The following is a 26,464-nucleotide window of genomic DNA, read 5'->3' on the forward strand; positions in this document are numbered from 1 at the left end:
AATTATCGGGCGGCCTTGGTTTCTGACTTTTTGGCGCGCTTGAAGGTCCACCAGGGCAACAAGGCGCGCAGCGACTGGACCTCACCACTGTGGTCACTTTGGTAGCCGGCCAGTGCGTTGAGCTGCGATGCCCATTCGGTGGTGCGCAACACGTGGCGCAGAGCTTGGGTGGCCGGTGTGTCCAGGGCCGACTTCAAGCAGACCAGATGAAAGTGTTCTTGTGTCAGCGCCACAAAACCCAAGCCCCGTGCACGTGCCGTGCTCTCTAAACCCAGGCCCACATCGCCCCGACCGGCTGCAATGGCTTCAGCCAGTGCTGTGTGCGAGGGCTCGGCGTCTGCGTTGCAGTTCAAGCTGGCGCTGTTGAGCTGTGCTTGTTGCAACAAGTCGTCCAGCAAGACGCGCGTGCCTGTGCCCAGGCTGCGCTGTACAAAACGGGCTTGGGTGCGCGCCACATCCATCAGACTGTGCAAGCGCAGCGGATTGCCGGGGGCCAACATCAGTCCTTGGGTGCGTGTGGCAAAGCCAATGATTTTGTGCAAGCCGGGTTGGAGCAGATGTTCGTAGGCTTGTTTGGTGTGTGTGCCCATGCCCGGTTGCGTCTGGGTGTGAAACCCCGCCAGCGTGCAGCGGCCTTCGTTGAGGGCGCGGATCGCGTCCACACTGCCACAAAAACGAATGTCCAAGTGCAGGCCAACGCTGCTCGTGTGTTCACGCAAGCGCGGCAGTGCGTCGTCATGGCTGGCGTACAGCGTCAGCACATGGGCCTTAGGGTCAAACGCCACGGCAAAGGTCCGCTCCAGATCGGCGCGCAGGGCTTCGATTTGTGGGGCCAGACGGGCCTGGGTTTGGCGTTCGGCCCACATCAGCTTGGTGCCGAATTCGGTCAACCTGGCCGACTGGCCTTTCTCCCACACGATCAACTCTTGCCCCATCACCTCTTCCCAGCGTTTGAGCTCGCCCCACACATGACGGTACGACAAGCCCAGGTCACGTGCCGCAGCAGAGATCGAGCCGTGCAAGGCCACGGCTTGCAGCAGCGTGATCAGGGGATGGCGCAGCAACGCGGCGTCGTTGCTGGGGGCGCTGTCATCACGATGGCCGAGGGTGTAGTGGAGGTTGACGCTATGCACAGGGGTTCATATGGCAGGGTTTTAGAAGCCTCACTACGATAGCGCAACTTTTTTGGCTCCGATGAATTCTTTCTCTGACAGCGCATGGTCTGCGCTGGAACTCCTTTTCAATGTGGATCCCGTGCTGTGGTCCATCGTGGGCCGCTCGTTGTGGGTGAGTCTGCTTGCGTGCAGCATCGCTTGCACGGCCGGTGTCGTGTTGGGTGCATGGCTGGGCGTGGCGCGCTTTGCCGGGCGTGATGCGCTGCTGACGGTGCTCAACACCTTGTTGGCCTTGCCTTCGGTGGTGGTGGGCTTGCTGGTGTACTTGCTGTTGTCGCGCAGTGGGCCATTGGGATTTTTAGGCTGGCTGTTCAGCATCAAAGCCATGGTGTTGGCACAAGCCGTGTTGGTGCTGCCCGTGGTCACCGCGCTCACGCGCCAGTGTGTCGAAGATGCGGAGCGCAGCCACGGAGAGCAATTGCAGTCTTTGGGCGCACACACGTGGATGCGCAGTCTGTTGCTGGCCTGGGACGAGCGCTATGCCTTGCTCACCGTGCTGATTGCCGCATTCGGGCGTGCCGTGTCTGAGGTGGGGGCCGTCATGGTGGTGGGTGGCAACATCGAAGGCTTCACCCGCGTGATGACCACGGCGATTGCTCTGGAAACCAGCAAGGGCGATTTGCCGCTGGCGCTGGCCTTGGGCTTGGTGTTATTGGCCGTGGTGCTGGTGCTCAACGTGTGTATTTCTGCGCTGCGTCGCTGGCGCCAAGGGCTAGATGGTGCATTGATCACCTCGTTGCAAGGAGGTGTGTCATGACCTCGGCTGTCCTGCGTTTGGATCGGGTCTCTGTGCAGTTCGGTTCGCATGTTGCCTTGCGTGATGTGCAGTTGTCTATCCGTGCTGGTGAGCGTGTGGCCCTTGTAGGTGCCAATGGTTCTGGCAAGAGCACGTTGTTGCGTGTGGCCCATGGCTTGCTGCCCGCCACCCGCGGTGAGGTGCAAGCAGCCCCTGCGGTCCGTCAGGCGATGGTGTTTCAGCGCCCGCATATGTTGCGCACCAGCGTGTTGCGTTTTGTGGTCTGGGGCTTGTGGTTGCAAGGTGTGGCTTGGCGTCGTGCCCATGCGCAAGCAGCGGCAGCCTTGCACCGCGTCGGGCTGCATGATTTGGCCGAACGTTCTGCCCGCACCTTGTCTGGAGGTCAGCAACAACGCTTGGCCTTGGCCAGGGCATGGGCCTTGCAGCCCGACGTCGTGCTGCTGGACGAACCCACCTCCAGCCTGGATCCACATGCCAAACGCGAGGTTGAACGTTTGGTGTCTGACTGGTTCTCGGCGGCGGGCACCACCTTGCTGTTCAGCAGCCACAACCTGGGCCAAGTCAAACGCTTGGCCACACGCGTGATTTATTTAGAGGCCGGCCGTGTCATGGCCGACTTGTCTGTCGACCATTTTTTCAACCAATCGTTGGTGCACAGCCACCCCGAAGCCCATTTGTTTTTAAAAGGAGAACTGGTATGACCCGTCGTTCGCATCTCATCGCTTGTGTGACCTTAACGGGCGCTTTGTTCGCAGGCCACGTTTGGGCACAAAGTACACCGTCTCTCGTGATGGCCTCGACCACCTCCACCGAGCAGTCAGGCCTGTTTGCCCACTTGTTGCCAGCATTCAAGCAAGCCACGGGCATTGAGGCCAAGGTCGTCGCACTCGGTACGGGCCAGGCCTTGGACATGGGCCGTCGTGGCGACGCGGATGTGTTGTTTGTGCATGACCAAGCCGCCGAAGAAAAGTTTGTCGCTGATGGCTTTGGCGTCAAACGTTTCCCCGTCATGTACAACGACTTTGTGTTGGTGGGCCCCGCCAGTGACCCAGCCAAAACACGCGGCAAAGACATCGTGTCTGCCTTGCAAAAAGTAGCCGCTGCGCAAGCGCCTTTCATTTCACGCGGCGACAAGAGTGGCACCCACGCCGCCGAGTTGCGCTACTGGAAGCAAGCCGGCCTGGACGCCAAAGGCGCGGGCTACAAAGAGTGTGGCTGTGGCATGGGCCCGGCACTCAACATGGGGGCATCGATCGGCGCGTATGTGCTGACGGATCGTGGTACCTGGTTGAGTTTCAAAAACCGACAAGACTTGCAGATTTTGGTGGAGGGCGACAAACAGTTGTTCAACCAATACGGCGTGATGGTGGTCAACCCCGCCAAGCATCCGCATGTCAAAGCGGACTTGGCGCAGAAGTTTGTGGACTGGGTGGTCTCACCTGCGGGCCAAGCCAACATTGCCAGCTACAAGGTGGGCGGAGAAACCTTGTTTTTCCCAAACGCCAACAAGTAAAGCATGCGTTGCGTCCTTTGACGCCGCGTCGTCTCTAGCCCACCTTGGCGTGGGCTTTTTTTGCTTTCTAGGGTTAGTCCTTAGGTTGGGTGCTTCATAGGGTTCTCAAAATCCTATGCATACCCATTCATAGAGAAGGGGTGTTCACCATCCCTGCCTCAGGAGACACAGATGCAAAAAATCTTGCACATCAACCCCGACAAATGCACCGGCTGCTTGCAGTGCGAAATGGCTTGTTCTTTCGAGAACTACGGCACCTTTGCCACTGCCAAGTCGCGCATCAAGGTGTTCGACTTCCACGAAACCGGCAAAAAAGTGCCCTACACCTGCACCCAGTGTGACGAGGCCTGGTGCTTGCACGCGTGTCCCGTGGAGGCCATCACGCAAGACAAAACCACCGGCGCGATGGTGGTCAACGAAACCACCTGCGTAGGCTGCAAGGTCTGCACCATTGCCTGCCCGTTCGGCACCATCAACTATGTGCAAGAAACCGGCAAAGTGCAAAAGTGCGATTTGTGCGGTGGTGACCCGGCTTGCGCTTCGGCTTGCCCCACCGGTGCCATCACCTTTGTCGACGCCAACTGGACCGGCCTCGACAAGATGAAGCAGTGGGCCAACAAATTGGGCAACCAAGCGTCTGCCGCTTGAGCCAACACAAGGAGAACACATCATGACTTGGGCTGGAAAAATCCTCCGCATCAACCTCACCGCAGGCACCGTCAAAAGCGAACCCCTGAACATGCAATGGGCGCGCGACTACGTGGGCTCACGCGGTTTGGGCTCCAAATACCTCATCAGCGAAATCGACCCCAAGGTGGACCCGCTGTCGCCTGAGAACAAACTCATCTGGGCCACGGGCCCCTTGACCGGCACCATGGCCTCCACGGGTGGGCGCTACACCGTCATCACCAAGGGGCCCTTGACGGGGGCCATTGCCTGTTCCAACTCGGGTGGCTACTTTGGCGCCGAGCTCAAGATGGCGGGCTGGGACATGGTGATTTGCGAAGGCAAGTCGCCCAAGCCGGTTTACCTCTACATCAACGACGGCGTGGCCGAGTTGCGAGATGCCGCTGATATTTGGGGCAAGAGCGTGTGGGAGACCGAAGCCCACCTCAAAAAGACCTTGCAAGACCCGCTGGTGCGTGTGTCGTCCATCGGCAAAGCGGGCGAGAACCATGTGCTGTATGCCTCGGTGGTGAACGACTTGCACCGTGCGGCAGGCCGCTCAGGCGTGGGCGCTGTGATGGGCAGTAAAAACCTCAAGGCCCTGGCCGTACGTGGCACCTTGGGCGTGGGCAATGTGCGCGATCCCAAGGCCTTCATGAAGGTCACCGCCGAGAAGAAAAAAATCTTGGCCGACAACGCGGTCACAGGCCAGGGCTTGCCTACGTTTGGCACCCAGGTTCTGATGAACGTCATCAACGAAGTGGGGGCCTTGCCCACGCGCAACCACCGCGATGTGCAGTTTGAAGGTGCCAAAGACATTTCTGCCGAAGCCATGGCCACGCCGCGCGAGAGCGACGGCAAAAAACACCTGGTCACCAACCAGGCCTGCTTTGGTTGCACCATCGCTTGCGGGCGCATCAGCAAGATGGACGAGACCCACTTCACGGTTCAAAACAAACCGCAGTATTGGGGCGCGTCTGGTGGCTTGGAGTACGAAGCGGCCTGGGCTTTGGGCGCGGCCAACGGTGTGAACGACTTGGAGGCCTTGCAGTACGCCAACCTGCTGTGCAACGAAGAGGGCATCGACCCCATCAGCTTCGGGGCCACCGTCGGCGCCGTGATGGAGTTGTACGAAATGGGCGTGCTCACCCAACAGCAGCTGGGCATCGACGCCAAGTTTGGGTCGGCCCAAGCCCTGGCCTTCTTCGCGGAAGAAACTGTCAATGGCCGAGGCTTCGGCAAAGAGATTGGCCAAGGCTCCAAGCGCCTGACCGAAAAATACGGCCACCCCGACCTCAGCATGAGCGTCAAAGGCCAAGAGTTCCCAGCCTATGACGGTCGCGCCATCCAGGGCATTGGCTTGGCGTACGCCACCTCCAACCGGGGTGCCTGCCATTTGCGGGGCTACACCATCGCGTCGGAAGTGTTGGGCATTCCCGTCAAGACCGATCCGCTGGAACACGAAGGCAAGCCAGAGTTGGTCAAAGCCTTCCAAGACGCGACCGCTGCGTTTGACTCGTCGGGCTTGTGCATCTTCACCACCTTTGCGTGGGGGCTGGCCGACTTGGCACCGCAAATGCAAGCCGCCTGCAACGAGGACTACACCACCGAAGAGCTGGAGAAAATTGGCGAGCGCATTTGGAACATGGAGCGCGAGTTCAACAACGCCGCAGGCTTCACCTCCAAAGACGACAGCCTGCCCAAGCGCTTGTTGACCGAAGCGGCCAAGACCGGCCCGGCCAAAGGTAAGGTCAGCATGCTGCCGCAAATGTTGCCCAAGTACTACGACGTGCGCGGTTGGGACAAGGACGGTCGTCCGACCGAAGCCACCAAACAACGCCTCGGACTTTGAGGCGTTAGGTCATGACCCATCACGTCATTCTTGGTGCTGGCCCAGCGGGCGTGATTGCCGCAGAAACCATCCGCAAGCACGCGCCCCACGACCGCATCACCCTGGTGGGCGATGAGACCGAGCCACCATACTCGCGCATGGCGATTCCGTACTTGTTGATCGGCAACATCGATGAGCGTGGCACCTATCTGCGCAAAACCGCAGACCATTTCAAGCGATTGAACGTGACGCAGGTCACGGCCCGCGCGGAATCGGTGGATGTGTCCGTACGCCAAGTGGTGCTCGACAACGGCAGCCGTTTGGACTTTGACACCTTGCTGATCGCCACCGGATCGCGTCCGGTGCGCCCACCCATTCCAGGGATCGACAGTGCCGGCGTGCACCCATGCTGGACCTTGGAAGACGCACGCGCCATCATGGCCTTGGCTCAACCCGGCGCACGCGTGTTGCAAATGGGGGCGGGCTTTATTGGCTGCATCATCATGGAAGCCTTGGCGTCACGCGGTGTGAAGTTGAGTGTGGTGGAGATGGGTGACCGCATGGTGCCGCGCATGATGGGCCCGGTGGCCGGCGGCATGATCCGCAACTGGTGTGAGGCTAAAGGCGTGCGGGTGTTCACAGGTGCCAAGGTCGAGGCGATTGTGCCGACTGGCGGCGCGCACGACACCACCGATGCTCACCTGCAAGTGCGCTTGTCCACGGGTGACAAAATCGCCGCCGATTTGGTGATCAGCGCCACCGGTGTGAAGCCCTGCATCGACTTTCTTCAACACAGCGGCATCACCTGCTTGCAAGGGGTGTTGACCGACGAGCATTTGCAAACCAATGTGCCGGGCATCTACGCTGCGGGCGACTGCGCCGAAGCGTTCGACAAAGTCAGCGGCACCACCATCGTCAGTGCCATCCAACCCAATGCGGCCGAGCAGGCTCGCGTGGCTGCCTTGAACATGGTGGGTCAACACACGGCCCTCAAAGGGGTGACGCAAATCAACGTGCTCGACACCCTGGGGCTGATCTCGGCGAGCTTTGGCAACTGGCAAGGTGTGCCCGGCGGCGAACACGCCGAACTCACCGCCGATGGTCGCCACCTGAGCTTGCAGTTCAAAGACGATGTGCTGGTGGGCTGCAACAGTGTGGGCTGGACCGAGCATGTGGGCGTGATGCGTGGCTTGGTCGAAGGTCAGGTGCGACTGGGCGCTTGGAAAGACAAGCTACGGCAAGACCCCACACGCCTGATGGACGCCTACTTGGCGTGTGCCCAGGGGCAGGGGCAGTGGTCGGGTGCCACGGATCACCGCCGCCGTTGAGGCGTGCGTGTAGAGTCTCGCGGCATGCAGATCACCTTCAAGCTTTTTGCCACGCTCACCGACTACCTGCCGCCCGCTGTGCGGCGTGACAACCTGATACAGCTAGAGGTGGCGCCTGAGGCCACCATTGCCCAAATCATCGAGCCCTTTGGCATGCCCCCGAAGCTGGTGCACTTGGTGCTGGTGAATGGCCGCTACATCGAACCCGAGAAACGCTTGACCACCACCTTGGTCGAGGGCGATGTGCTGGCCATTTGGCCGCCAATCGCGGGTGGTTGACGTTCAGTTCACCCTTTACTCCCTCGCGCCCCGAACCTTTCCAACTGTGCAATCGCATTACGACGCCTCCTTTGCCCGCGAGACGGGATGCACTGAAGCCGAGTGGTTGGGCTGGTTGCCTGCTGCCATCGGCGCCCATGCCTGGCAGCGCGAGGGGCAGTGTGTGTGCATCACCTTGAACGAACCCAACACTGTCCCTGCCGGCTTGTGCATCCGCTGGTCGGTGGGCGAGCCCCGTGTGATCGCGCTGGTGCGCATCCCGCGCTTGCTGGTGCAGTTTGATTTCAGCGCGGCCGATGCGGCGCAGCGTTACCGCTTCATGCGTCGCTTTGACCTCTACATGCAACGTGGTGGTGGCTAAGATCTCGCGATGTTGTTAGAGCGTTTGAAATACATGCCCCTGCGCGACGCCACCGAGGCACGTGCAATGTTTGCGGCTGGGCAGGCCTTGGCCGCCCAGCATGGGCTGGCCATGCGTTCACCGCCGCCCGAGCCCACCACCTGTTGTGGCCGTGGCTGCAACGGGTGTGTGTGGGACGGATTCTTGAGTGCTGCCGAATACTGGCGCGAAGACGTGCTTACTTCTCTACACCCATGACCATGTCGGGCAGGATGGTGACGATTTGTGGGAACACCGTGATCAACACAATGCACACCACCAAGCAGGCAAAAAACGGAATGGCCGCTTTGGCAATCGTGTTGCTGTCTTTGCCGGTCATGTTTTGCAACACAAACAGGTTGAAACCCACAGGCGGTGTGACTTCGGCAATTTCGACCAGCAGCACAATGAAAATGCCAAACCACACCAAATCGAAACCTGCTTTTTGAATCATCGGCAACACCACCGCGCTGGTGAGCACGATCATGCTGATGCCGTCGAGCGCCGTGCCCAAAATCAAGTACACCACGGTCAACACCGCGATCAAGGCCAACGGTGACAGGTGCATGCCATTGACCCACTCAGCCAGTTCACGCGGAATACCGGTGAAGGCCATGGTCTTGGTGAGAAACGCCGCACCGGCCAGGATGAACATGATCATGCAGCTGGATCGGGTGGTGCCCATCAGGCCTTCGCAGAAGTTGTTCCAGGTCAGGCTGCGACTCCAGGCAGCCAAAGCCAACGAGCCCACCACCCCGTATGCAGCGCATTCGGTGGCGGTGGCGTAGCCCGCAATCAGCACCCAGCAAACAAACACAATCAAGGCGCCGCACGGAATGAGGCTGCGTGAGAGTTTGATTTTTTCCCAAAAGGTGGTGGGGGCGTCCGCCGGTGGTACTTGGTCGGGGTGGCGCAAGCTCCACCACATAATGTAGCCGCTGAACAGCGCCATCAACAGCAGCCCCGGCAGAAAGCCCGCCAAGAAAATACGAATGATCGACGCATCGGCGGCCACCGCATACACCACCATGGTGATGGAGGGTGGAATTAAAATACCCAAGGTGCCCGCTGTGGCCAGCGAGCCCAAGGCCAGCTTTTCGCTGTAGCCGCGTTTCATCAACTCGGGTAAAGCCACCTTGCTGATGGTGGCGCAGGTCGCCGCCGAAGAACCGGACACCGAGCCAAAAATGCCGCAACCCAAGATGGTGGTGTGCATCAAACGACCCGGCACCCGGTTGAGCCAAGGGCGCAGGCCTTCAAACATCTCTTCACTCAGCTTGGTCCGAAACAAAATTTCGCCCATCCAAATGAACAGTGGCAACGCGGCCAGCTCCCAGCTGGCGTTGCTTTCCCAGAATGCGCTGAACAGGTTTTTACCTGGTTGCGTGTCAGTGAAGAACGCCTGACCCACCCAGCCGCAAATGGCCAGCGTCATGGCAATCCACACGCCACCCGAGAGCAGCATGAACATGATGAGCAGCAACAAGCCGCCTACGAGAAGAATTTCCATAGAACCTTGGGGCTTAGACGTCGGAAGAAAAGTCACCGCGTGCGTGCCGCTCTTCGACCTCGCGCACATACGTGGGGGTTTGGCCGCGCAGCACCAAGACCAGCTCATCGAGCACGGCAATCAGCAGCAGCACCGAGCCAATAGCAAAGCTCAGTTGTGGAATCCACATGGGGATGGGCAACAGGCCTTGGGCGATGTCGTTGAATTCCCAGCTCTCGTAGGTGAATTTGCAGGCCCACCAAGCCAGGTAAGCCACCGCGACCGAACCCACGCACAAGGCAGCAAGTTCGAGGCGCTTGCGCCAAGGGGCAGACACCGCTTCGAGCAACAAGGTCACGCGCACAAAGTCGCCGTGCTTGAAGGCGTGGGCCATGGCAAAAAATGCGGCCGCGGCACAAAACCAAGACACCACGTCGTTGACGGCGCCCGTGCGCACACTGAACTCACGCAGAATGCTTTGGGCCACCATCAAGACACAAATCAAGGCAATGAAAAGGGCCCCCAGGGCCCCCGCGGCAAGGTAGAGCCGATCGAGAAAGCGGCGCATCACTTCTTGCCAGCTTTGGCCGCAGCCGGTGCCGACTTGGCATAGGCCGCAATGATGGCTTCACCATCGGGCCCGGCTTTCTTTTGCCAATCGGCCAGCATGATGCTGCCCACTTGCCGCATGTCCTCCATCAGCTTGGCGCTGGGTGTGACCACCTTCATGCCTTTTTCACCCAAGGCTTTTTTGTAGAAGCCGTCTTTTTCTGCGCTGACCTTCCAACCACGCGCTTCCGCTTCGGCAGCCGTTTTGGTCAAGGCGGCTTGGGTGGCAGGGTCGAGTGCTTCGAACGCCTTCTTGTTCACGATCACGGCGTTCTTGGGCAACCAGGCCTGGGTGTCGTAGAAGTACTTCAAGCTCTCGTAGGTTTTGGTGTCGTAGCCCGTGGAGCCCGAGCTCATGTAGCTTTCCACCACACCCGTGGCCAGGGCTTGCGACAACTCAGCCGCTTGGATGGTGACGGGTTGGGCGCCAATCAGCTCGGCAATTTTGGCGGTGGCGGGGCTGTAGGCGCGCCACTTGATGCCCCGCAGGTCGGCCACCGAGTTGATTTCTTTCTTGGCAAAGATGCCTTGCGAGGGCCAAGCCACGGCAAACAGCAACTTCATGCCCTGGGCACCCAGCAGCTTGTCGAGCACCGGCTTTTGCGCGTCGTACAAACGCTTGGAGTCGGCATAGCTGGTGGCCAAAAACGGAATGCCGTCGGTGCCGTAAATCGGGTTTTCGTTTTCAAAGTTCACCAACAGAACTTCGCCAATTTGTGCCTGACCGCCCTGCACGGCGCGTTTGATTTCGTTGGCTTTGAACAGCGACGCGTTGGCATGCACGGTGATTTTGAGTTTGCCAGCAGTGGCCGTGTCCACGTCTTTGGCGAACTGAATCAAGTTCTCCGAATGGAAGTTGGTGGCTGCATAGGCCGCGGGCAAGTCCCATTTGGTTTGAGCGAATGCGCTACCAGCAAACAAGGCGAGGGCGAGTGCGGTGAATGGGAAGCTTCGACGTTGCATGAAAACTCCAAATAGAAAAGGGATACCCACGAGGGTGGTATGGCTTGACTATAGCCAGTGTTGTACTGGAGCTTACCTCAGTGATTTCCCGTATTGTTGATAAATTGTCGGTAATTTGTTGTTTAAATTTCTACAATCTCGCATGGCTAAAAAACCCACCCCACCGGCTGCCCACAAGTCGCACATCGTGTCGTCGGCCCACTTGGTGTCGCCCCAGAGTGCCGAGTTGAGCGAGTTCGAATTTGGCCTCATCGTCTCAGGCAACGCCTTTGAACGCTGGATCGTGCATTGCATGAGCGCGGCCGGTTTGAAAGACCTCACGCCTTTGGATGTGCTGGTGTTGCACCACGTGACCCACCGTGCGCGCGACAAACGGTTGGCCGACATTTGTTTCATCATGAATGTGGAAGACACCCACCTCATCAACTACGCACTCAAGAAGTTGCTGGGCTTGGGTGTGGTGGCCGCGCAAAAGAAGGGCAAGGAAGTGACCTACGCCGCCACGCCCGAGGGCCAAGGCTTTGTGCAGCGTTACCGAGAGATTCGAGAAAACTGTTTGATCCAAGTGCTCAAAGCCGACCCGGCCTTGAACAAAGACATTGGTGACCTGGCGCGTCTGTTGCGCGTCTTGTCGGGTATGTACGACCAAGCGGCACGTGCTGCCGCATCGCTTTAATTGTTGAGACTGTGTATGACCTCATTGGCAACCCCTGATCCCCGCTGGCAATTTTGGATTGACCGCGGCGGCACCTTCACCGACATCGTGGCCAAGCGGCCCGATGGCAGCCTGGTGACCCACAAGCTGTTGTCTGACAACCCCGAGCAGTACCGCGACGCCGCCGTGGCGGGCATTCGCCACTTGCTGGGCTTGCAGCCCGGCCAAGTCATTTCGGCGGACCAAGTGGCCTGCGTGAAGATGGGCACGACAGTCGCCACCAATGCGTTGTTAGAGCGCAAAGGTGAACCCACGTTGTTGGTGACCACCCAAGGGTTCAGAGATGCTTTGCGCATTGCCTACCAAAACCGTCCACGTTTGTTTGACCGCCACATCGTGCTGCCCGAGCTGCTGTACCAAGAGGTGATCGAGGCGCATGAACGCGTGGGCGCCCACGGTGAGGTGGTGCAAGCTTTGGACCTTGCCCATTTGCGTGGCGAGTTGCAAGCCGCATTCGCGCGTGGCCTGAGTAGCGTGGCGGTGGTCTTCATGCACGGTTACCGCTACACCGCACACGAACAAGCGGCCGCCCAACTGGCGCGTGAGGTGGGCTTCACCCAGGTGAGCACGTCGCACGGCACCAGCCCGATGATGAAGTTCGTCAGCCGGGGTGATACCACGGTGGTGGATGCGTATTTGTCGCCTATTCTGCGCCGCTATGTGGACCAAGTGGCCGCCGAGATGCCGGGCGTGACACTGTTTTTCATGCAGTCCTCGGGCGGCTTGACCGACGCCCATGTGTTTCAAGGCAAAGACGCGATTTTGTCGGGTCCAGCGGGTGGCATTGTGGGCATGGCACGCACGGCCGAACTGGCCCATGCCGAAGACGCACCGGGCGATGGCGTGAAGGTGATTGGCTTTGACATGGGGGGTACCTCGACCGATGTGTCGCACTACGCCGGTGAGTTTGAGCGTGAGTTTGAAACCCAGGTGGCAGGAGTGCGCATGCGCGCGCCCATGATGAGCATCCACACCGTGGCGGCAGGGGGCGGGTCGATTTTGAGCTTTGATGGTGCTCGCTTGCGCGTGGGGCCACAAAGCGCAGGCGCCAACCCGGGGCCTGCCAGCTACCGACGTGGTGGGCCACTGACCGTGACCGACGCCAACGTGATGCTGGGCAAGGTGCAACCCGCGTACTTTCCGAAAGTGTTTGGCCCGCAGGCCAACGAGCCGCTCAACCACGCCGTGGTGGCGCAGCAATTCGAGGCGATGGCGCATGGCTTGCAGCGCACGCCCGAAGCCCTGGCCGAAGGCTTTGTGCAGATCGCGGTGCAACAGATGGCCAATGCCATCAAGAAAATATCGGTGGCACGCGGCTATGACGTGACGCGCTACACCTTGCAGTGCTTTGGTGGTGCGGGTGGACAACACGCGTGCCTGGTGGCCGACGCCTTGGGCATGACCCGTGTGTTGGTGCATCCCTTGGCGGGGGTGCTGTCGGCCTATGGCATGGGACTGGCCGACCAAAACGTGATCCGTGAACAAGCCATTGAGCTGCCCTTGGTGCCGGCCAGCATGGACAGCCTCACACAGACCCTGGCCTCGCTTCAGGCCGCAGCACAAGCCGAACTGTTGCAGCAGCAAAGTGCCCCAGGCGCGGTGTCGGTGCGGCGCAGCGTGCATGTGCGCTACCAAGGCAGTGACTCGGCCTTGCGTGTGCCCATGGGCGAATTGCCCGACATCGTGGCCGCGTTTGAAGCCGCTTACCGCCAGCGTTTTGCATTCTTGATGACGGGCAAAGCCTTGGTGGTCGAGGCCGTGTCGGTGGAAGTGCTGCTGGCGGGCGATGCCCCTAGCGAGCAGCGCCACACCGTGCATCCCCCCCGTGAGGTGCCACGTCGCGACACGGTGCGCATGTATGCCGAGGGGGCTTGGCACGACGCCGCGCTGGTGGTGCGCGAGGACTTGCAAGCCGGCGACGTGGTCACGGGCCCGGCTATCGTGGCCGAGAAAAATGCCACCACGGTGGTGGAGCCGGGTTGGCAAGCGCGCTTGAGTGCGCTGGACCACTTGGTGTTGACCCGTCACGTGGCACGCAGCGTGCGTTATGCCGCAGGCACGCAGGTGGACCCGGTGCTGCTGGAGGTGTTCAACAACCTGTTCATGAACATTGCCGAGCAAATGGGTTTGCAACTGCAAAACACCGCGCACTCGGTGAACATCAAAGAGCGGCTCGACTTTTCGTGCGCCTTGTTCGACGCCCATGGCCATCTGATTGCCAATGCACCGCACATGCCGGTGCACCTGGGGTCGATGGGGGAGAGCATCAAAACCGTGATCCGAGAGAACGCCGCCACCATGCAGCCGGGTCATGTGTATGTGCTCAACGACCCGTACCACGGCGGCACCCACTTGCCCGACATCACCGTCATCACCCCGGTGTATCTGGACGATGCGGTACAGCCGAGTTTTTATGTGGGTTCACGGGGCCACCATGCCGACATTGGCGGCACCACGCCGGGCTCCATGCCACCGTTCTCCACCCGCATTGAAGAAGAGGGTGTGCAGCTCAACAACGTGCTCTTGGTTGAGCGCGGTGTGTTGCGCGAAGCCGAGATGCTGCGCCTGCTGCAAAGCGGCGACTACCCCAGCCGCAACCCGGCGCAGAACATGGCCGACTTGAAGGCGCAAATTGCCGCCAACGAAAAAGGCGTGCAAGAGCTGCGCAAGATGGTGGCGCAGTTTGGCCTGGACGTGGTGCAAGCCTACATGGGCCATGTGCAAGACAACGCCGAAGAGGCGGTGCGTCGCGTGATCACGCGCTTGAAAGACGGGCAATTCACGCTGCCGCTGGACAACGGTGCGCAAATTCAGGTGGCGATTCGTGTCAACGTGGCTGAGCGCACGGCAGAGATTGACTTCACCGGCACCTCGGCCCAGCAACCCAACAACTTCAACGCCCCCACGGCGGTGTGCATGGCCGCTGTGTTGTATGTGTTTCGCAGCTTGGTGAACGACGACATTCCGCTCAATGCGGGTTGTTTGAAGCCGCTTCGTGTGACCATTCCTGCGGGCTCCATGCTCAACCCCAACCCACCGGCCTCGGTGGTGGCGGGCAATGTGGAAACCTCCACCTGCATCACCAATGCCTTGTTTGGGGCGCTTGGGATGATGGCGGGCAGCCAGCCCACCATGAACAACTTCACCTTTGGTAACGCGCAGTACCAGTACTACGAAACCATCTCCGGTGGCAGCGGTGCCGGTGTGGAGACGGACGATGCAGGCCAGGTCACAGGCGGCTTTGACGGCACGAGCGTGGTGCAAACCCACATGACCAATTCACGCCTGACCGATCCCGAAATTTTGGAGTTCCGTTTCCCGGTGCGCTTGCTGAGCTACGCGATTCGGGAAGGCTCTGGCGGCGCTGGACGTTGGCGTGGGGGCGATGGTGGGGTGCGGCGCATTGCGTTCTTAGAACCCATGACGGCCAGCGTGTTGTCGAACGGTCGCATCCATCCCGCGTTTGGCGCCGCAGGCGGGCACGCTGGTGCGGTGGGCATCAACCGTGTGGTGCGCTCAGATGGACGCATTGAGGACTTGGGCCACATTGCCCAAGCTGAGATGGCGGTGGGCGATGTGTTTGAAATTCACACGCCAGGGGGTGGGGGCTACGGGGCTGAGGGTTAAGGCTTCAGGGGTTGACCGTTGACGGTCAGCCCTTGGTCTGAGAATTGCTGAGCTTTGGCAGGTCCAAAGCCTGAGACACGCTTCATCACATCGCGCCAAGATTCAAATGGCCTTTGCTCACGCGCTTGCAACACCTTGGTGCTGAGCGCCGGGCCCATGCCACGCAGGCTGTCGAGTTCGGCGGCGTTGGCTTGGTTGATTTCGAGCGCATAGCTGCTGACGCATAGGCACATGGCGCACAGGCCTGAGGCGATGCGCCAACGAGATGCCGTGAGGTCATGGAGCAGGGCGCGCATAGGGTCTGAGCGAGGTGTGAGGCTGTGCACGTGTGACGCTCAGCGATTCCCCTAGCGCATGTCCGTCAGCCATCAGGCTGTTTGGCTCAGCGTGGCCATGTACTGTGTCACGCCGCTTTGCACATCGGCAAAGGCGTGGTCGCAACCGCTGGCGCGCAAGGCGGTCAAGTCGGCCTGGGTGTAGCACTGGTATTTGCCACGCAGTGCATCGGGGAAGGGCACGTACTCGATCAAGCCCGCTTGGGCTGCGCCTATCAAGTCAAGCGCGCTGTCGCCCTTGGTCGCGCGCAAGGCATTGACCACCGACAGCGCCACGTCGTTGAAGGGTTGTGCCCGGCCCGTGCCGAGGTTGAAGATGCCTGATTGGTTGGGGTGGTCGAGGAACCACAGGTTCACGGCCACCACGTCGTCGATGAACACAAAGTCGCGCATTTGGCCGCCCGCAGTGTAGCCACCGTAATCACCAAACAACTTGACCCGACCTTCGGCGTTGAACTGGTTGAATTGGTGAAACGCCACACTGGCCATACGGCCCTTGTGCTGCTCGCGTGGGCCGTAGACGTTGAAGTAACGAAAGCCCACCACTTGGCGTTTGAACTTTTTGAAGTTGTCCCCGCACTCGCGGCGCATGCGCTGGTCGAACAGCAACTTGGAGTAGCCATAAACATTGAGCGGGCGCTCAAATTCGGGCGTTTCGCGGAAGGTGTCGCTGCCGCCGTAGGTGGCGGCTGACGAGGCATAAATCAGGCGTGTGCCTGCTTGCTGGCAACTGTTGAACAAGCCACACGACAAGGTGTAGTTGTTGTCCATCATGTACTTGCCGTCGCTCTCCATGGTGTCGCTGCAAGCGCCTTCGTGGAACACGGCTTCGACCTTGCCAAACGCACCTTCGGCAAACAGTTCGTAGAACACGTCTTTGTCGAGGTAGTCGGCAATTTTCAGGTCCGCCAGGTTGCGGAATTTGTCGCCCTCGGTCAGGTCATCGACCGCGATGATGTTGTCGATGCCGCGGGCATTCAAGCCCCGGATGATGTTGCTGCCAATAAAACCCGCGGCGCCGGTGACGACGATTTTCATGAGGCTTCCTTTACGCGCATCGCGCCAGTGTGTGTGGTCAAAAAATTCACGCGAACAATTCCTCAAAGCTGACCGTGGCGGTGCCAAACTTGCCCACCACAATGCCACCGGCGCGGTTGGCCAGGGGCATGGCCTCGCGCAAGTTCAGGCCGCTGGCCACCAGGGCAGCGAGCGTGGCAATCACCGTATCTCCTGCACCGGTGACGTCAAACACTTCGCGTGCTTGTGCCGACACATGCAGCTCGCCTTGGGCGTCAAACAAGGTCATGCCTTCTTCGCTGCGGGTCAGAAGCAAGGCGTCGAGTTGCAACTCCTCTCGCAGTGCGTGGGCTTTGTGGCGCAAGTCGTCTTCGCTGGTCCATTCGCCAATGACTTGTTGCAGTTCTGCGCGGTTGGGGGTGATGCAGCTGGCCCCGGCGTAGCGCGAGTAGTCGCTGCCTTTGGGGTCAATCAACACGGTTTTGCCTGCTGCGCGGGCGGCGGCAATCATCTGGCTCACGTGGGCCAAGCCGCCTTTGCCGTAATCAGAGAACAACACCACGGCATGCGCGGGTAGCAGCTTGGCAAACAGAGCCGACTGTGATGCCAGTACTTCGGTCTGTGGTGTGTTTTCAAAGTCCACCCGCAGCAACTGTTGCTGGCGACCAATGATGCGCAGCTTGACGGTGGTTTGGAGTTGGGCGTCGCGCCCGAGATGAGGGGCAATGCCAGTCTTGGCCACCAGATCTTCCAGCAAGTGGCTGGCGTCATCGTCGCCCACCACCGACAGCAAGCTGGCATGCGCGCCCAGGCTGACCACGTTGTAAGCCACGTTGGCGCAACCGCCCAGGCGGTTTTCTTCGCGTGTGACGCGCACCACGGGCACCGGGGCTTCAGGGCTGATGCGCTCCACCGCGCCATACCAATAGCGGTCTAGCATCACGTCGCCCACCACCAGCACCTGGGCTTGGGTGAGTTGTTCACGGCTCACGGTCATAGTTCCTCCACCCGCCTAGCGGGGTAGCTGTCCCAGGCTTGGCAGCCGGGGCATTGCCAAAAATGTTGGCTGGCTTCAAAACCACAGGCGGCGCAGCGGTAGCGTTGCAGCGGCTTGGCCGCACGCTCCAAGGCACGTTGTACCTGCGGGTGAAATTGGTCATGTTCGAACTTCTCGTGCGCAATCCATTGCGTCGCGGCTACCAATGAGGGCTCACGTTCCAGGTGTTGGGCGTAACGGGCGTTGGTGTGGGCATCGCCTTGTGCGGCACGCAGGCTCACGATGGCGTTGAGCACATCGAGCGAGGCAGTTTGGGCATAGCTGGCTTCGAGCAGGGCCAGCGCCTGGTCGATGCAACCCAAGGTGTGTGCCAAGGCGGCGAGCTTAGGCGCCAACAAAGGCCAAGCTGAGGGCACGTGTTGGGCCAAGGCTTCGAGGGTGGCGTAGGCGTCTTGCGGGCGCTGGCTATCGGCCAAGGCTTGGGCCAGGGCCATGCGTGCGCGTGCTGATTGGGGGGCCACGGCGATGGCGCGCTCGAGCAAGGCCAGCACGTCGTCGCCATGCTGTGCCAGGTCCAGGCTGGCTGCTTGCTCGCACAGGTAGTGGGCCAAGCGTCCTTGGAAGCTGCCTTGTCCGCTGTCGCTGAGTTTTTGGGCGATGACCGAGGCTTTGGCCCAGTCGCGTGAGCGCTCATAAATGCTCAGCAGCGCCAGGTGGGCTTGGGGGGCATGCACCGTGCCTTCGAGTTTGTGCAGCGCGTCTTCGGCGCGGTCTAACAAACCGGCCTTGAGGTAGTCGAGGGCAAGTGCGTGTTGGGCACGGTCACGGTCGTTTTGGCTCAGGTCGCCGCGCGACAGCAGATGCTGGTGTACTCGCACCGCACGTTCGTATTCGCCGCGGCGACGAAACAAGTTGCCCAGTGCAAAGTGCAGCTCCGAGGTGTCGGGGTCGTGCTGAACGGCTTCGATGAAGGCATCGATGGCCTGGTCTTGCTGCTCGTTGAGCAAGTGGTTCAAGCCCTTGAAATAGGCCTTGGGGGTTTGTCGGTTTTCCAGTCGCAGCTGGCGCAAGTCCATGCGTGAGGCCAACCAACCCAAACCAAAGGCAATGGGCAGGCCAATGAAAATCCAGGTGAAATCAAATTCCATGGGTGGGGTCTGTCTGTGTGGTGTTGGCGCTGGCTGGCGCTTGCTTGGCCAAACGACGATGACGCCACCAGCGGGGCACCATGCCGAGCACGCCTACGGCCACGCCCACGACAAAAGCACTCAGGACCACCAGCACCAAGGGTGCTTGCCACGTCGTGCCAAAAAAGAAATGGACCACGGCGTCGTGCTGGTTGTTGAGTGCAAAAGCGAACAGGGTAAAAAAAATGGCTGCTTTCAGTGTTAACTGAAGCAGCCACATGAGGTTTTTCAAGGCGACTCCTCTGTGACGAGGAGAATTTTAGCCCCGCCTCTGGTTAACTTTTGAGTTCTGACTTGGCCAGCAGTTCTTGCGTGCGAGCGTCCACCGCTTCGCGCAGGGCTTTGCCCGGCTTGAAGTGAGGGACGCGCTTTTCCGGAATCGCCACACTCTCGCCAGAACGCGGGTTGCGTCCCATGCGAGGAGGGCGACGGTTGATGGAAAAGCTGCCAAAGCCGCGCAGCTCGATGCGGTGCCCGCGCACCAGGGCGTCGCTCATCGCGTCAAGCAAAGTCTTGACTGCGAATTCGGCGTCGCGGTGCGTGAGCTGGCCAAACCGAGCGGCCAGTTCTTCGACCAAGTCGGAACGGGTCATCAGTTGTTGTTGTCAAGCTTGGCACGCAACAAAGCGCCCAAGCTGGTGGTGCCAGCGTTCTCACGGGCCGACTGTTGCGACAAGGAAGCCATGGCTTCTTGTTGGTCCACAGCGTCTTTGGCTTTGATCGACAACTGGATGTTGCGGGTCTTGCGATCCACGTTCACCACCACGGCTGTGACTTCGTCGCCTTCTTTGAGCACGCTGCGCGCGTCTTCCACGCGGTCACGCGAAATTTCGCTGACGCGCAAGTAGCCGATGATGTCTTCGCCCAGGTCGATTTCAGCGCCCTTGGCATCCACGGTCTTGACCTTGCCTGTGACGGTTTGGCCTTTGTCGTTGACCGACACAAAGGTGGTGAAGGGGTCAGAGTCGAGTTGTTTGATGCCCAAGCTGATGCGCTCGCGGTCCACGTCCACAGCCAAGACCAAGGCCTCGACTTCTTGACCCTTCTTGTATTCGCGCACGGCGTTTTCGCCGGTTTCGTTCCAAGACAGGTCAGACAGGTGCACCAAGCCGTCGATGCCGGCAGCCAAGCCCACGAACACGCCGAAGTCGGTGATCGACTTGATCGGGCCTTTGACGCGGTCGCCACGCTTGGTGTTGAGCGCGAACTCTTGCCAAGGGTTGGCTTTGCACTGCTTCATTCCCAAGCTGATGCGGCGCTTGTCTTCGTCGATCTCGAGGACCATGACTTCGACTTCGTCACCCAAAGACACGATCTTGGAAGGTGCCACGTTCTTGTTGGTCCAGTCCATTTCAGACACGTGGACCAAGCCTTCGATGCCGGGTTCGAGTTCCACAAACGCACCGTAGTCGGCGATGTTGGTGATCTTGCCGAACAAACGGGTGCTTTGTGGGTAGCGGCGGTTGACGCCCATCCAAGGATCGTCGCCCATTTGCTTCAAGCCCAAAGACACGCGGTTTTTCTCGGTGTCGAACTTGAGGATCTTGGCAGTGATTTCTTGACCGGCCGTGACCACTTCAGAGGGGTGACGGACACGACGCCATGCCATGTCGGTGATGTGCAACAGGCCGTCGATGCCGCCCAAGTCCACAAACGCACCGTATTCGGTGATGTTCTTGACCACACCGTGCACGATGGAGCCTTCTTTGAGGGTTTCCATCAGCTTGGCGCGCTCTTCGCCCATCGAAGCTTCCACCACAGCGCGGCGTGACAGCACGACGTTGTTGCGCTTGCGGTCGAGCTTGATGACCTTGAATTCCATGGTCTTGTTCTCGTAGGGAGACAAGTCTTTGATCGGACGGGTGTCGATCAGTGAGCCTGGCAAGAAGGCGCGGATGCCGTTGACCAACACGGTCAGGCCGCCCTTGACTTTGCCGCTGGTGGTACCAGTGACAAATTCGCCAGATTCCAGTGCTTTTTCCAAGCTCATCCACGATGCCAAACGCTTGGCGGTGTCGCGGCTGAGGATGGTGTCGCCGTAGCCGTTTTCAACGCTACCAATGGCCACAGACACGAAGTCGCCAGCTTGGACTTCGAGTTCGCCCTTGTCGTTTTTGAATTCTTCGATTGGCACGTAGGCTTCAGACTTGAGGCCAGCGTTCACAACCACGTGGTTGTGCTCGATGCGGACCACTTCAGCAGTGATCACTTCACCTGTGCGCATTTCGGAGCGCTTCAGGGATTCTTCAAACAGGGCGGCAAAAGATTCAGACATGTAGTTCCTTGTGTCTAACCACGGGAAAGAGGGCAGCACCATTGCTGCGCCACATGGGCCTGCGGTTAGCGGTGGGTTGTGGCGTGAGCCACGGGTTAAGTTGTCGATCCACTCAAGCCAGTGCGCATGTGCCGCGCGAGAGGAGCCGAGTGGGCCAGGGTGCAGCCTAGAAAGGCTGCTTGGCTTTCCACCACGTCAACACCTGATCCACCGAAGCCTCGATGGACAACGCGGAGTTGTCGAGTTGCAAAGCATCTTGTGCTGGTTTCAAGGGCGCCACGCTGCGCGATGAATCGCGGGCGTCACGAGCCTCCAAATCGGCACGAAGACTGTCAAGTGTAGTCGAAAAACCCTTTGAAATCAATTGCTTATGACGGCGCTCGGCACGCTGTGCGGCACTGGCAGTCAAAAACACCTTCAACGGGGCTTGCGGGAAGATCACGGTGCCCATGTCGCGACCGTCGGCGAGCAGCCCAGGCAGGCGCTGAAAGCTGTGTTGCAGGGCTACCAAGGCGGTACGCACGGTGGGTAAGACGGACACCTTGGAGGCATTCATGCCCGCTTCTTCGGTGCGAATGGCCTCGCTCACATCCTGGTCGCCGAGCCAGACGGTGTCGCCTTCAAAGCGCACCGGCAGGCTGCGGGCCAAGTCGGCAATGGCCGGCTCGTGGGCTGTGTCGAGCACCAAGCCTGCTTGCAGCGCTGCGTAGGCGGTGACGCGGTAGAGGGCGCCCGAGTCGAGGTAGTGGTAGCCCAAGGCGTGTGCCACGCGGCTGGCCAGCGTGCCTTTGCCTGAGGCGGTGGGGCCGTCAATGCAAATCACGGGGATGTGCGTGGTGTTGGCGTGCGCCACCGAGAACAGGGTTTCAAAGTAGTCGGGAAAAGTTTTGGCGACGCACTTGGGGTCTTCGATGCGCACGGGCAGTTGCTTGGCATTGAAGGCGGCGAGCGAGAAGCACATGGCCACCCGGTGGTCGTCGTAGGTGTGGATGCTGGCGCGCTGCCAGTGCCCCTGTGCCGATGTGTTGGCGGATGGGCCGTTGGGCAGCGGGTGGATGCGCAGCCAGTCATCCCCTTCTTCCACCGTGGCGCCGAGTTTGCGGCATTCGGTGGCCATGGCGGCAATGCGGTCGGTTTCTTTGACACGCCAGCTGGCGATGTTGCGCAGGGTGGTGGGGCTGTCGGCGAAGAGCGCCATGACGGCCAGGGTCATGGCGGCATCGGGAATGTGGTTGCAGTCGAGCGCTATCCCGTGCAGCGGCCAAGCCCCGCGCTGTACCTGCAGCCAGTTGGGGCCGCTGGTGATGTGCGCGCCCATCTGGGTGGCGGCTTCGATGAAGCGGATGTCGCCCTGAATCGAGTCGGCCCCCACGCCTTGGATGCGAATGCCTTCGCCGCTGGCGATGGCGCCGAGTGCGATGAAGTAACTGGCCGACGACGCATCGGCCTCGACGTGGATGCTGCCCGGCGACTGGTAGCGACTGCCCGCAGGAATGGTGAAGCGTTGCCAGCCTTCGCGCTCAACGGCGATGCCGTAGCGTGTCAACAAGTTGAGCGTGATGTCGATGTAGGGCTTGCTGATCAGCTCGCCCACCACCTCGATGACGATGGGTTTGTGTTGCGCCGCCAAGGGCAGGGCCATCAACAAAGCGGTCAAGAACTGGCTGGACACATCGCCGCGCACTTGGATGGGCGCATCGAGTTGCAGTGTGGGTTGCCCAATGTGCAGCGGAGGAAAACCTTCTTGGCCCAGGTAGTCAATCTGGCACCCGAGCAAGCGCAGCGCATCAACCAAGTCGCCAATGGGGCGCTCGTGCATGCGTGCCACGCCGGAGAGCGAGAAGTCGCCCCCCAGCACGGCCAAGGCGGCGGTGAGTGGACGCATGGCGGTGCCTGCATTGCCCATGAAGAACGCGACGGGTTCGTGGTGTGCCAGTTGACCACCTAAGCCGGTGATGGTGACGGTGCTGCCTTGCACGTCGACGCCACATTGGAGTTGCCGCAGTGCGTCGAGCATGACGCGGGTGTCGTCCGAGTCGAGCAGGTCCTGGACCACGGTGGTGCCTTGGCACAGGGCCGAGAGCAAGAGCACGCGGTTGGAGATGCTTTTGGAGCCCGGCAAGGTCACGGTGCCGGAGGCACCCTGCAAGGGTGGCAAGTCGAGAAAGGCCGTGGAGAACATGACGGAAAAAAGTAAGACCTGAAGCTTAGGCGTCAGAGGTCGTGTTGCACGAGGTGTGGGCTTGCAGTTGCCAGCCAGCGCGTACCTCGCTGGCTTGTTGGATGAGTTGTTGCAAAGCGTGTGTGTTGCCACTTTTCAGCGCAGCTTCGAACTGGTCGAGTGCGGCGCGAAAGTGCGCTGCTTGGGTGAGCACTTCTGCACGGTTGGCGCTCAGAATGTCGCGCCATACGGCCGCATCGCTGGCTGCGATGCGTGAAAAATCTCGAAAACCTGGGCCCGCCATGTCCAAGAACGCTGCCCCCTGAGGCTGCGAGGTGAGGGCATTCACCGCTGCAAAGGCCAACATGTGGGGCAAATGGCTGACGGCGGCAAAGGTGGCGTCGTGGGCCTCGGGTGTCATGGTGCTGACGTGGCTGCCAATGGCGGCCCAGACGTCGTGTGCGGCTTGCAAGCGCGCTAAGCCCGTCTTGGGCAGCGGCGTGAGGATGGTGCGGTGGTTTTGGTACAGGGCCGCTTCGGCGTGCTCAATGCCCGCGACTTCTTTGCCTGCAATCGGATGGGCGGGGACAAAGCAAGCCAGGCGTTCGCCCAAGCCTGCTTGAGCTGCGGCGATCACGTCGCATTTGGTGGAGCCCACGTCCATCAGCAAGGCGTTGGGGGCCAGTGCATCACGCATGGCTTCAAAGCTGGTCTGCATGGCTCCTACGGGCACAGCCAGCAACACCAGGTCGGCGCCTTGCACGGCTTGGGCCACGCTGGTGCAGGCTTGGTCGATGACCTTGAGCGCTACCGCACGCTGGCGGGTGGCGTCCGACGAGCTAAAGCCTGCGATGGTCTGGACCATACCTGCTTCACGCAAGGCCAGGGCAAAGGAGCCGCCCATCAAGCCGCAGCCGATGAGTGCCAGGCGTTGAAATGTCGGCGAACTCATTCGCTGACGGGGTAAGAGCCCAAAACTTTGTAGAAGGCGCACAGGCCTTGCAATTCTTGCAAGGCGGCGGCCACATGGGTTTGAGAGATATGGCCTTGGATGTCGATGTAGAAGTAGTACTCCCACTGGCCCGATTTGGCCGGGCGCGACTCAAAGCGCGTCATGGACACGCCGTTGTTTTTGAGTGGCACCAACAGGTCGTGCACGGCACCTGGGCGGTTGGGCACCGACACCACCAAGCTGGTGCAGTCTTTCCCTGACGCTGGAGGCGTGGCCAAGGTTTGCGGCAGGGTGATGATGGCAAAGCGGGTGCGGTTGTAGGCCTCGTCTTGGATGGCGTGGTGCACGATGTGCAGGCCAAACTGACCCGCGGCACGTTCACTGGCCAAGCCCGCCCAGGCGGGGTTGGTCGCGGCCAGCCGTGCGCCTTCGGCATTGCTGGAGACTGCACGTCGTTCGGCGTTGGGCAGGTGTTGGCTCAGCCAGACCTGGCACTGCGCCAGGGCTTGAGGGTGTGCCATGACCACCTCAATGCCGTCGAGAGAATTGATTTGACGCAACAGGTTATGACGCACCAAGAGGCTGACTTCGCCCACCACATGCACGGGGGAACGCAAGAACAAATCGAGCGAGCGTGCCACCACACCTTCGGTGGAGTTTTCCATCCCGACTACACCGTATTGGGCGGTGCCCGCCGCTGTGGCGTGGAACACCTCGTCAAAGTTGGCGCAGTAAATCAGGTTGGCGGCGCTGCCAAAGAACTCAATGGCGGCTTGCTCGCAGAAGGTGCCTTGTGGGCCCAACACGGCCACGCGTTGCGGGGCTTCAAGGGCCAGACACGCCGACATGATTTCGCGCCAGATCGCCGCGACATGTTGGTTCTTCAGCGGGCCTGGGTTGGCTTGGGTGATTTTGTCGATCACTTGAGCTACGCGGTCTGGACGAAAGAACGGTGAACCTTCGGCGCGTTTGATTTCACCAACTTGCTCGGCCACATGGGCGCGTTGGTTGAGCAGGCTCAGCAGTTGTTTGTCCAGCGCGTCGATTTGCACGCGCAGCTCGCCCAAGGCGTCAGACTGAATAGGTGTTTGGCTCATGGTGCTCAAAAGGCGTCAAGCCTGAGTTTGTTCAAACGCACGCATGTAGTCCACCAAGGCTTGTACGCCTTCGATGGGCATGGCGTTGTAGATGCTCGCGCGCATGCCGCCCACCGACTTGTGGCCTTTGAGCTGGAGCAGTCCAGCCGCTTTGGCGCCTGCCAAGAAAGCGTCGTTGCGCGCGGCGTCGGCCAAGAAGAAGGGCACGTTCATGCGTGAGCGGCAGTCAGCGGCCACGTGGTTGCTGTAGAAGCTGGAGCTGTCCAAAAAGTCGTACAGCAGTTGGGCTTTGGCGATGTTGCGTTGTTCCATTGCCGCCACGCCGCCTTGGCGTTTGAGCCATTGAAAGGTCAAACCCGCCATGTAGATGCTGTAGGTCGGCGGGGTGTTGTACATCGAGCCGTTGTCGGCCACAGTTTTGTAGTTGAACGCGCTAGGACACACCTTGAGCGCGTGGCCCAACAAGTCTTCACGCACCACCACCAATGTCACACCGGCAGGGCCAATGTTCTTTTGGGCGCCGCCAAAGGCCAGGCCCACTTTGGACCAATCGACCGAGCGCGACAGCACGTGGGATGAAAAGTCAATCACCAGTGGTGCGTTGGAGCCCAAGGCTTGCAGGTCGGGCAAGGTATGGAACTCCACCCCATGAATGGTTTCGTTGGTGCACACATGGACATAGCGTGCATTCGCGCTGAGTTGCCACTGAGCCGGTGCAGGCAGGGTGGTGAAGTGGCTGTCGGCACCAGATGCTGCCAAATGCGGCGTGCAGTACTTGGCTGCTTCTTTGAATGACTTCTCGCTCCAGCTGCCGGTGACCACCAAGTCAACCTGTTCACCGCGTGACAGGTTGAGGGGCACGATGGCATTTTCAGCAATGCCCCCGCCTTGCATGAACAAGACCTTGAAGTTGACCGGAATGGCCAGCAGCTCACGCAAGTCGGCTTCGGCTTGTTCGTAAATAGCAATGAATTCTTTGCCGCGATGGCTCATTTCCATCACGCCCATGCCACTGCCGTGCCAGTCGGTCATTTCTGAGGCGGCTTGTTGCAGCACCTCCAGCGGCATGGCCGCTGGGCCAGCAGAAAAGTTATAGGAGCGCGTGCTCATGC

Annotated in this window: 26 protein-coding genes; 11 read left to right on the forward strand and 15 right to left on the reverse strand. The window is 60.2% G+C overall.

What is annotated here, in order from left to right; genetic code table 11:
- Positions 1–2: 2 nt before the first annotated feature.
- Complete coding sequence (locus B9Z39_RS00390; protein ID WP_100147017.1) at positions 3–1,133, reverse strand: substrate-binding domain-containing protein; 1,131 nt, start codon at positions 1,131–1,133, stop codon at positions 3–5.
- 61 nt (positions 1,134–1,194) lie between these two features.
- Here B9Z39_RS00390 and B9Z39_RS00395 point away from each other — a divergent pair, with 61 nt between their 5' ends.
- The 9 genes from B9Z39_RS00395 (at position 1,195) to B9Z39_RS00435 (ending at position 8,147) form a co-directional block, all read left to right on the forward strand.
- Positions 1,195–1,932, forward strand: a complete 738-nt coding sequence (locus B9Z39_RS00395) for an ABC transporter permease (RefSeq protein ID WP_108300353.1) — start codon at positions 1,195–1,197, stop codon at positions 1,930–1,932.
- Positions 1,929–2,633, forward strand: coding sequence for an ATP-binding cassette domain-containing protein (locus B9Z39_RS00400; RefSeq protein ID WP_108300354.1), 705 nt, complete (start codon positions 1,929–1,931; stop codon positions 2,631–2,633). Before B9Z39_RS00395 ends, B9Z39_RS00400 begins: the two co-directional genes overlap by 4 nt.
- Positions 2,630–3,445 (forward strand): substrate-binding domain-containing protein, encoded by an 816-nt coding sequence (locus tag B9Z39_RS00405; protein ID WP_108300355.1) that lies wholly within the window; start codon positions 2,630–2,632, stop codon positions 3,443–3,445. The genes B9Z39_RS00400 and B9Z39_RS00405 overlap by 4 nt, the downstream gene beginning before the upstream one ends.
- 171 nt (positions 3,446–3,616) lie before the next feature.
- Positions 3,617–4,093, forward strand: a complete 477-nt coding sequence (locus B9Z39_RS00410; RefSeq protein WP_100147013.1) for a 4Fe-4S dicluster domain-containing protein — start codon at positions 3,617–3,619, stop codon at positions 4,091–4,093.
- Positions 4,094–4,115: 22 nt separating this feature from the next.
- Positions 4,116–5,963, forward strand: coding sequence for an aldehyde ferredoxin oxidoreductase family protein (locus B9Z39_RS00415; protein WP_108300356.1), 1,848 nt, complete (start codon positions 4,116–4,118; stop codon positions 5,961–5,963).
- A gap of 11 nt (positions 5,964–5,974) precedes the next feature.
- Positions 5,975–7,270 carry an NAD(P)/FAD-dependent oxidoreductase gene (locus tag B9Z39_RS00420; RefSeq protein WP_108300357.1) on the forward strand — a complete coding sequence of 432 codons (1,296 nt, stop codon included), beginning with the start codon at positions 5,975–5,977 and terminating at the stop codon, positions 7,268–7,270.
- A 24-nt stretch (positions 7,271–7,294) separates the two neighbouring features.
- Positions 7,295–7,549: a MoaD/ThiS family protein gene (locus tag B9Z39_RS00425; protein WP_100147010.1), complete on the forward strand. Its 255-nt coding sequence runs from the start codon at positions 7,295–7,297 to the stop codon at positions 7,547–7,549.
- A 46-nt stretch (positions 7,550–7,595) separates the two neighbouring features.
- Entirely contained in the window at positions 7,596–7,910 is a 315-nt protein-coding gene (locus tag B9Z39_RS00430; RefSeq protein WP_108300358.1) for a hypothetical protein, read from the forward strand.
- Between the two features lie 9 nt (positions 7,911–7,919).
- Positions 7,920–8,147, forward strand: coding sequence for an oxidoreductase-like domain-containing protein (locus tag B9Z39_RS00435; RefSeq protein WP_233202634.1), 228 nt, complete (start codon positions 7,920–7,922; stop codon positions 8,145–8,147).
- Here the strand turns inward: B9Z39_RS00435 and B9Z39_RS00440 are convergent.
- Genes B9Z39_RS00440 through B9Z39_RS00450 form a run of 3 tightly spaced genes read right to left on the reverse strand, consistent with a single transcriptional unit; the run spans position 8,128 to position 10,989 of the window.
- Positions 8,128–9,438, reverse strand: a complete 1,311-nt coding sequence (locus tag B9Z39_RS00440; RefSeq protein WP_108300359.1) for a TRAP transporter large permease — start codon at positions 9,436–9,438, stop codon at positions 8,128–8,130. The two genes, B9Z39_RS00435 and B9Z39_RS00440, sit on opposite strands and share 20 nt — an antisense overlap.
- A 13-nt stretch (positions 9,439–9,451) precedes the next feature.
- The gene (locus B9Z39_RS00445) at positions 9,452–9,985 is read right to left on the reverse strand and encodes a TRAP transporter small permease (protein ID WP_108300360.1); all 534 of its coding nucleotides are present in this window, start codon (positions 9,983–9,985) and stop codon (positions 9,452–9,454) included.
- A complete protein-coding gene (locus tag B9Z39_RS00450) occupies positions 9,985–10,989 on the reverse strand; it encodes a TRAP transporter substrate-binding protein (RefSeq protein WP_108300361.1) in 1,005 nt (334 codons plus the stop codon). Before B9Z39_RS00450 ends, B9Z39_RS00445 begins: the two co-directional genes overlap by 1 nt.
- A gap of 142 nt (positions 10,990–11,131) precedes the next feature.
- Here B9Z39_RS00450 and B9Z39_RS00455 point away from each other — a divergent pair, with 142 nt between their 5' ends.
- Positions 11,132–11,665 carry a winged helix DNA-binding protein gene (locus B9Z39_RS00455; RefSeq protein WP_100147005.1) on the forward strand — a complete coding sequence of 178 codons (534 nt, stop codon included), beginning with the start codon at positions 11,132–11,134 and terminating at the stop codon, positions 11,663–11,665.
- 15 nt (positions 11,666–11,680) lie between these two features.
- A complete protein-coding gene (locus B9Z39_RS00460) occupies positions 11,681–15,331 on the forward strand; it encodes a hydantoinase B/oxoprolinase family protein (protein WP_108300362.1) in 3,651 nt (1,216 codons plus the stop codon).
- On the opposite strand, the gene B9Z39_RS00465 is transcribed toward B9Z39_RS00460, so the two are convergent.
- The 11 genes from B9Z39_RS00465 to serC all read right to left on the reverse strand — a co-directional run bounded on the left by B9Z39_RS00465 (position 15,328) and on the right by serC (position 26,462).
- Complete coding sequence (locus tag B9Z39_RS00465; RefSeq protein ID WP_108300363.1) at positions 15,328–15,627, reverse strand: DUF655 domain-containing protein; 300 nt, start codon at positions 15,625–15,627, stop codon at positions 15,328–15,330. The genes B9Z39_RS00460 and B9Z39_RS00465 overlap by 4 nt on opposite strands.
- A 72-nt stretch (positions 15,628–15,699) precedes the next feature.
- A complete protein-coding gene (rfaD, locus tag B9Z39_RS00470; protein ID WP_108300364.1) occupies positions 15,700–16,704 on the reverse strand; it encodes an ADP-glyceromanno-heptose 6-epimerase in 1,005 nt (334 codons plus the stop codon).
- A 46-nt stretch (positions 16,705–16,750) separates the two neighbouring features.
- Complete coding sequence (gene rfaE1, locus B9Z39_RS00475; RefSeq protein ID WP_100147001.1) at positions 16,751–17,680, reverse strand: D-glycero-beta-D-manno-heptose-7-phosphate kinase; 930 nt, start codon at positions 17,678–17,680, stop codon at positions 16,751–16,753.
- Positions 17,677–18,828, reverse strand: a complete 1,152-nt coding sequence (lapB, locus tag B9Z39_RS00480; protein WP_100147000.1) for a lipopolysaccharide assembly protein LapB — start codon at positions 18,826–18,828, stop codon at positions 17,677–17,679. Before lapB ends, rfaE1 begins: the two co-directional genes overlap by 4 nt.
- Positions 18,818–19,099 (reverse strand): lipopolysaccharide assembly LapA domain-containing protein, encoded by a 282-nt coding sequence (locus tag B9Z39_RS00485; RefSeq protein ID WP_108300365.1) that lies wholly within the window; start codon positions 19,097–19,099, stop codon positions 18,818–18,820. Before B9Z39_RS00485 ends, lapB begins: the two co-directional genes overlap by 11 nt.
- 43 nt (positions 19,100–19,142) lie before the next feature.
- Positions 19,143–19,460: an integration host factor subunit beta gene (locus tag B9Z39_RS00490; protein WP_100146998.1), complete on the reverse strand. Its 318-nt coding sequence runs from the start codon at positions 19,458–19,460 to the stop codon at positions 19,143–19,145.
- Positions 19,460–21,142 carry a 30S ribosomal protein S1 gene (rpsA, locus tag B9Z39_RS00495; protein WP_100146997.1) on the reverse strand — a complete coding sequence of 561 codons (1,683 nt, stop codon included), beginning with the start codon at positions 21,140–21,142 and terminating at the stop codon, positions 19,460–19,462. Before rpsA ends, B9Z39_RS00490 begins: the two co-directional genes overlap by 1 nt.
- Positions 21,143–21,308: 166 nt before the next feature.
- Positions 21,309–23,324 (reverse strand): bifunctional 3-phosphoshikimate 1-carboxyvinyltransferase/cytidylate kinase, encoded by a 2,016-nt coding sequence (locus B9Z39_RS00500; RefSeq protein ID WP_108300366.1) that lies wholly within the window; start codon positions 23,322–23,324, stop codon positions 21,309–21,311.
- A 25-nt stretch (positions 23,325–23,349) separates the two neighbouring features.
- Positions 23,350–24,255 carry a prephenate dehydrogenase/arogenate dehydrogenase family protein gene (locus B9Z39_RS00505; RefSeq protein ID WP_108300367.1) on the reverse strand — a complete coding sequence of 302 codons (906 nt, stop codon included), beginning with the start codon at positions 24,253–24,255 and terminating at the stop codon, positions 23,350–23,352.
- Positions 24,252–25,352 (reverse strand): prephenate dehydratase, encoded by a 1,101-nt coding sequence (pheA, locus tag B9Z39_RS00510; protein WP_108300368.1) that lies wholly within the window; start codon positions 25,350–25,352, stop codon positions 24,252–24,254. The genes B9Z39_RS00505 and pheA overlap by 4 nt, the downstream gene beginning before the upstream one ends.
- 15 nt (positions 25,353–25,367) lie before the next feature.
- Entirely contained in the window at positions 25,368–26,462 is a 1,095-nt protein-coding gene (serC, locus tag B9Z39_RS00515) for a 3-phosphoserine/phosphohydroxythreonine transaminase (RefSeq protein ID WP_108300369.1), read from the reverse strand.
- Positions 26,463–26,464: the final 2 nt, after the last annotated feature.

Origin of the sequence: Limnohabitans sp. JirII-29, assembly GCF_003063395.1 — a bacterium.
Classification (GTDB): domain Bacteria; phylum Pseudomonadota; class Gammaproteobacteria; order Burkholderiales; family Burkholderiaceae_C; genus Limnohabitans.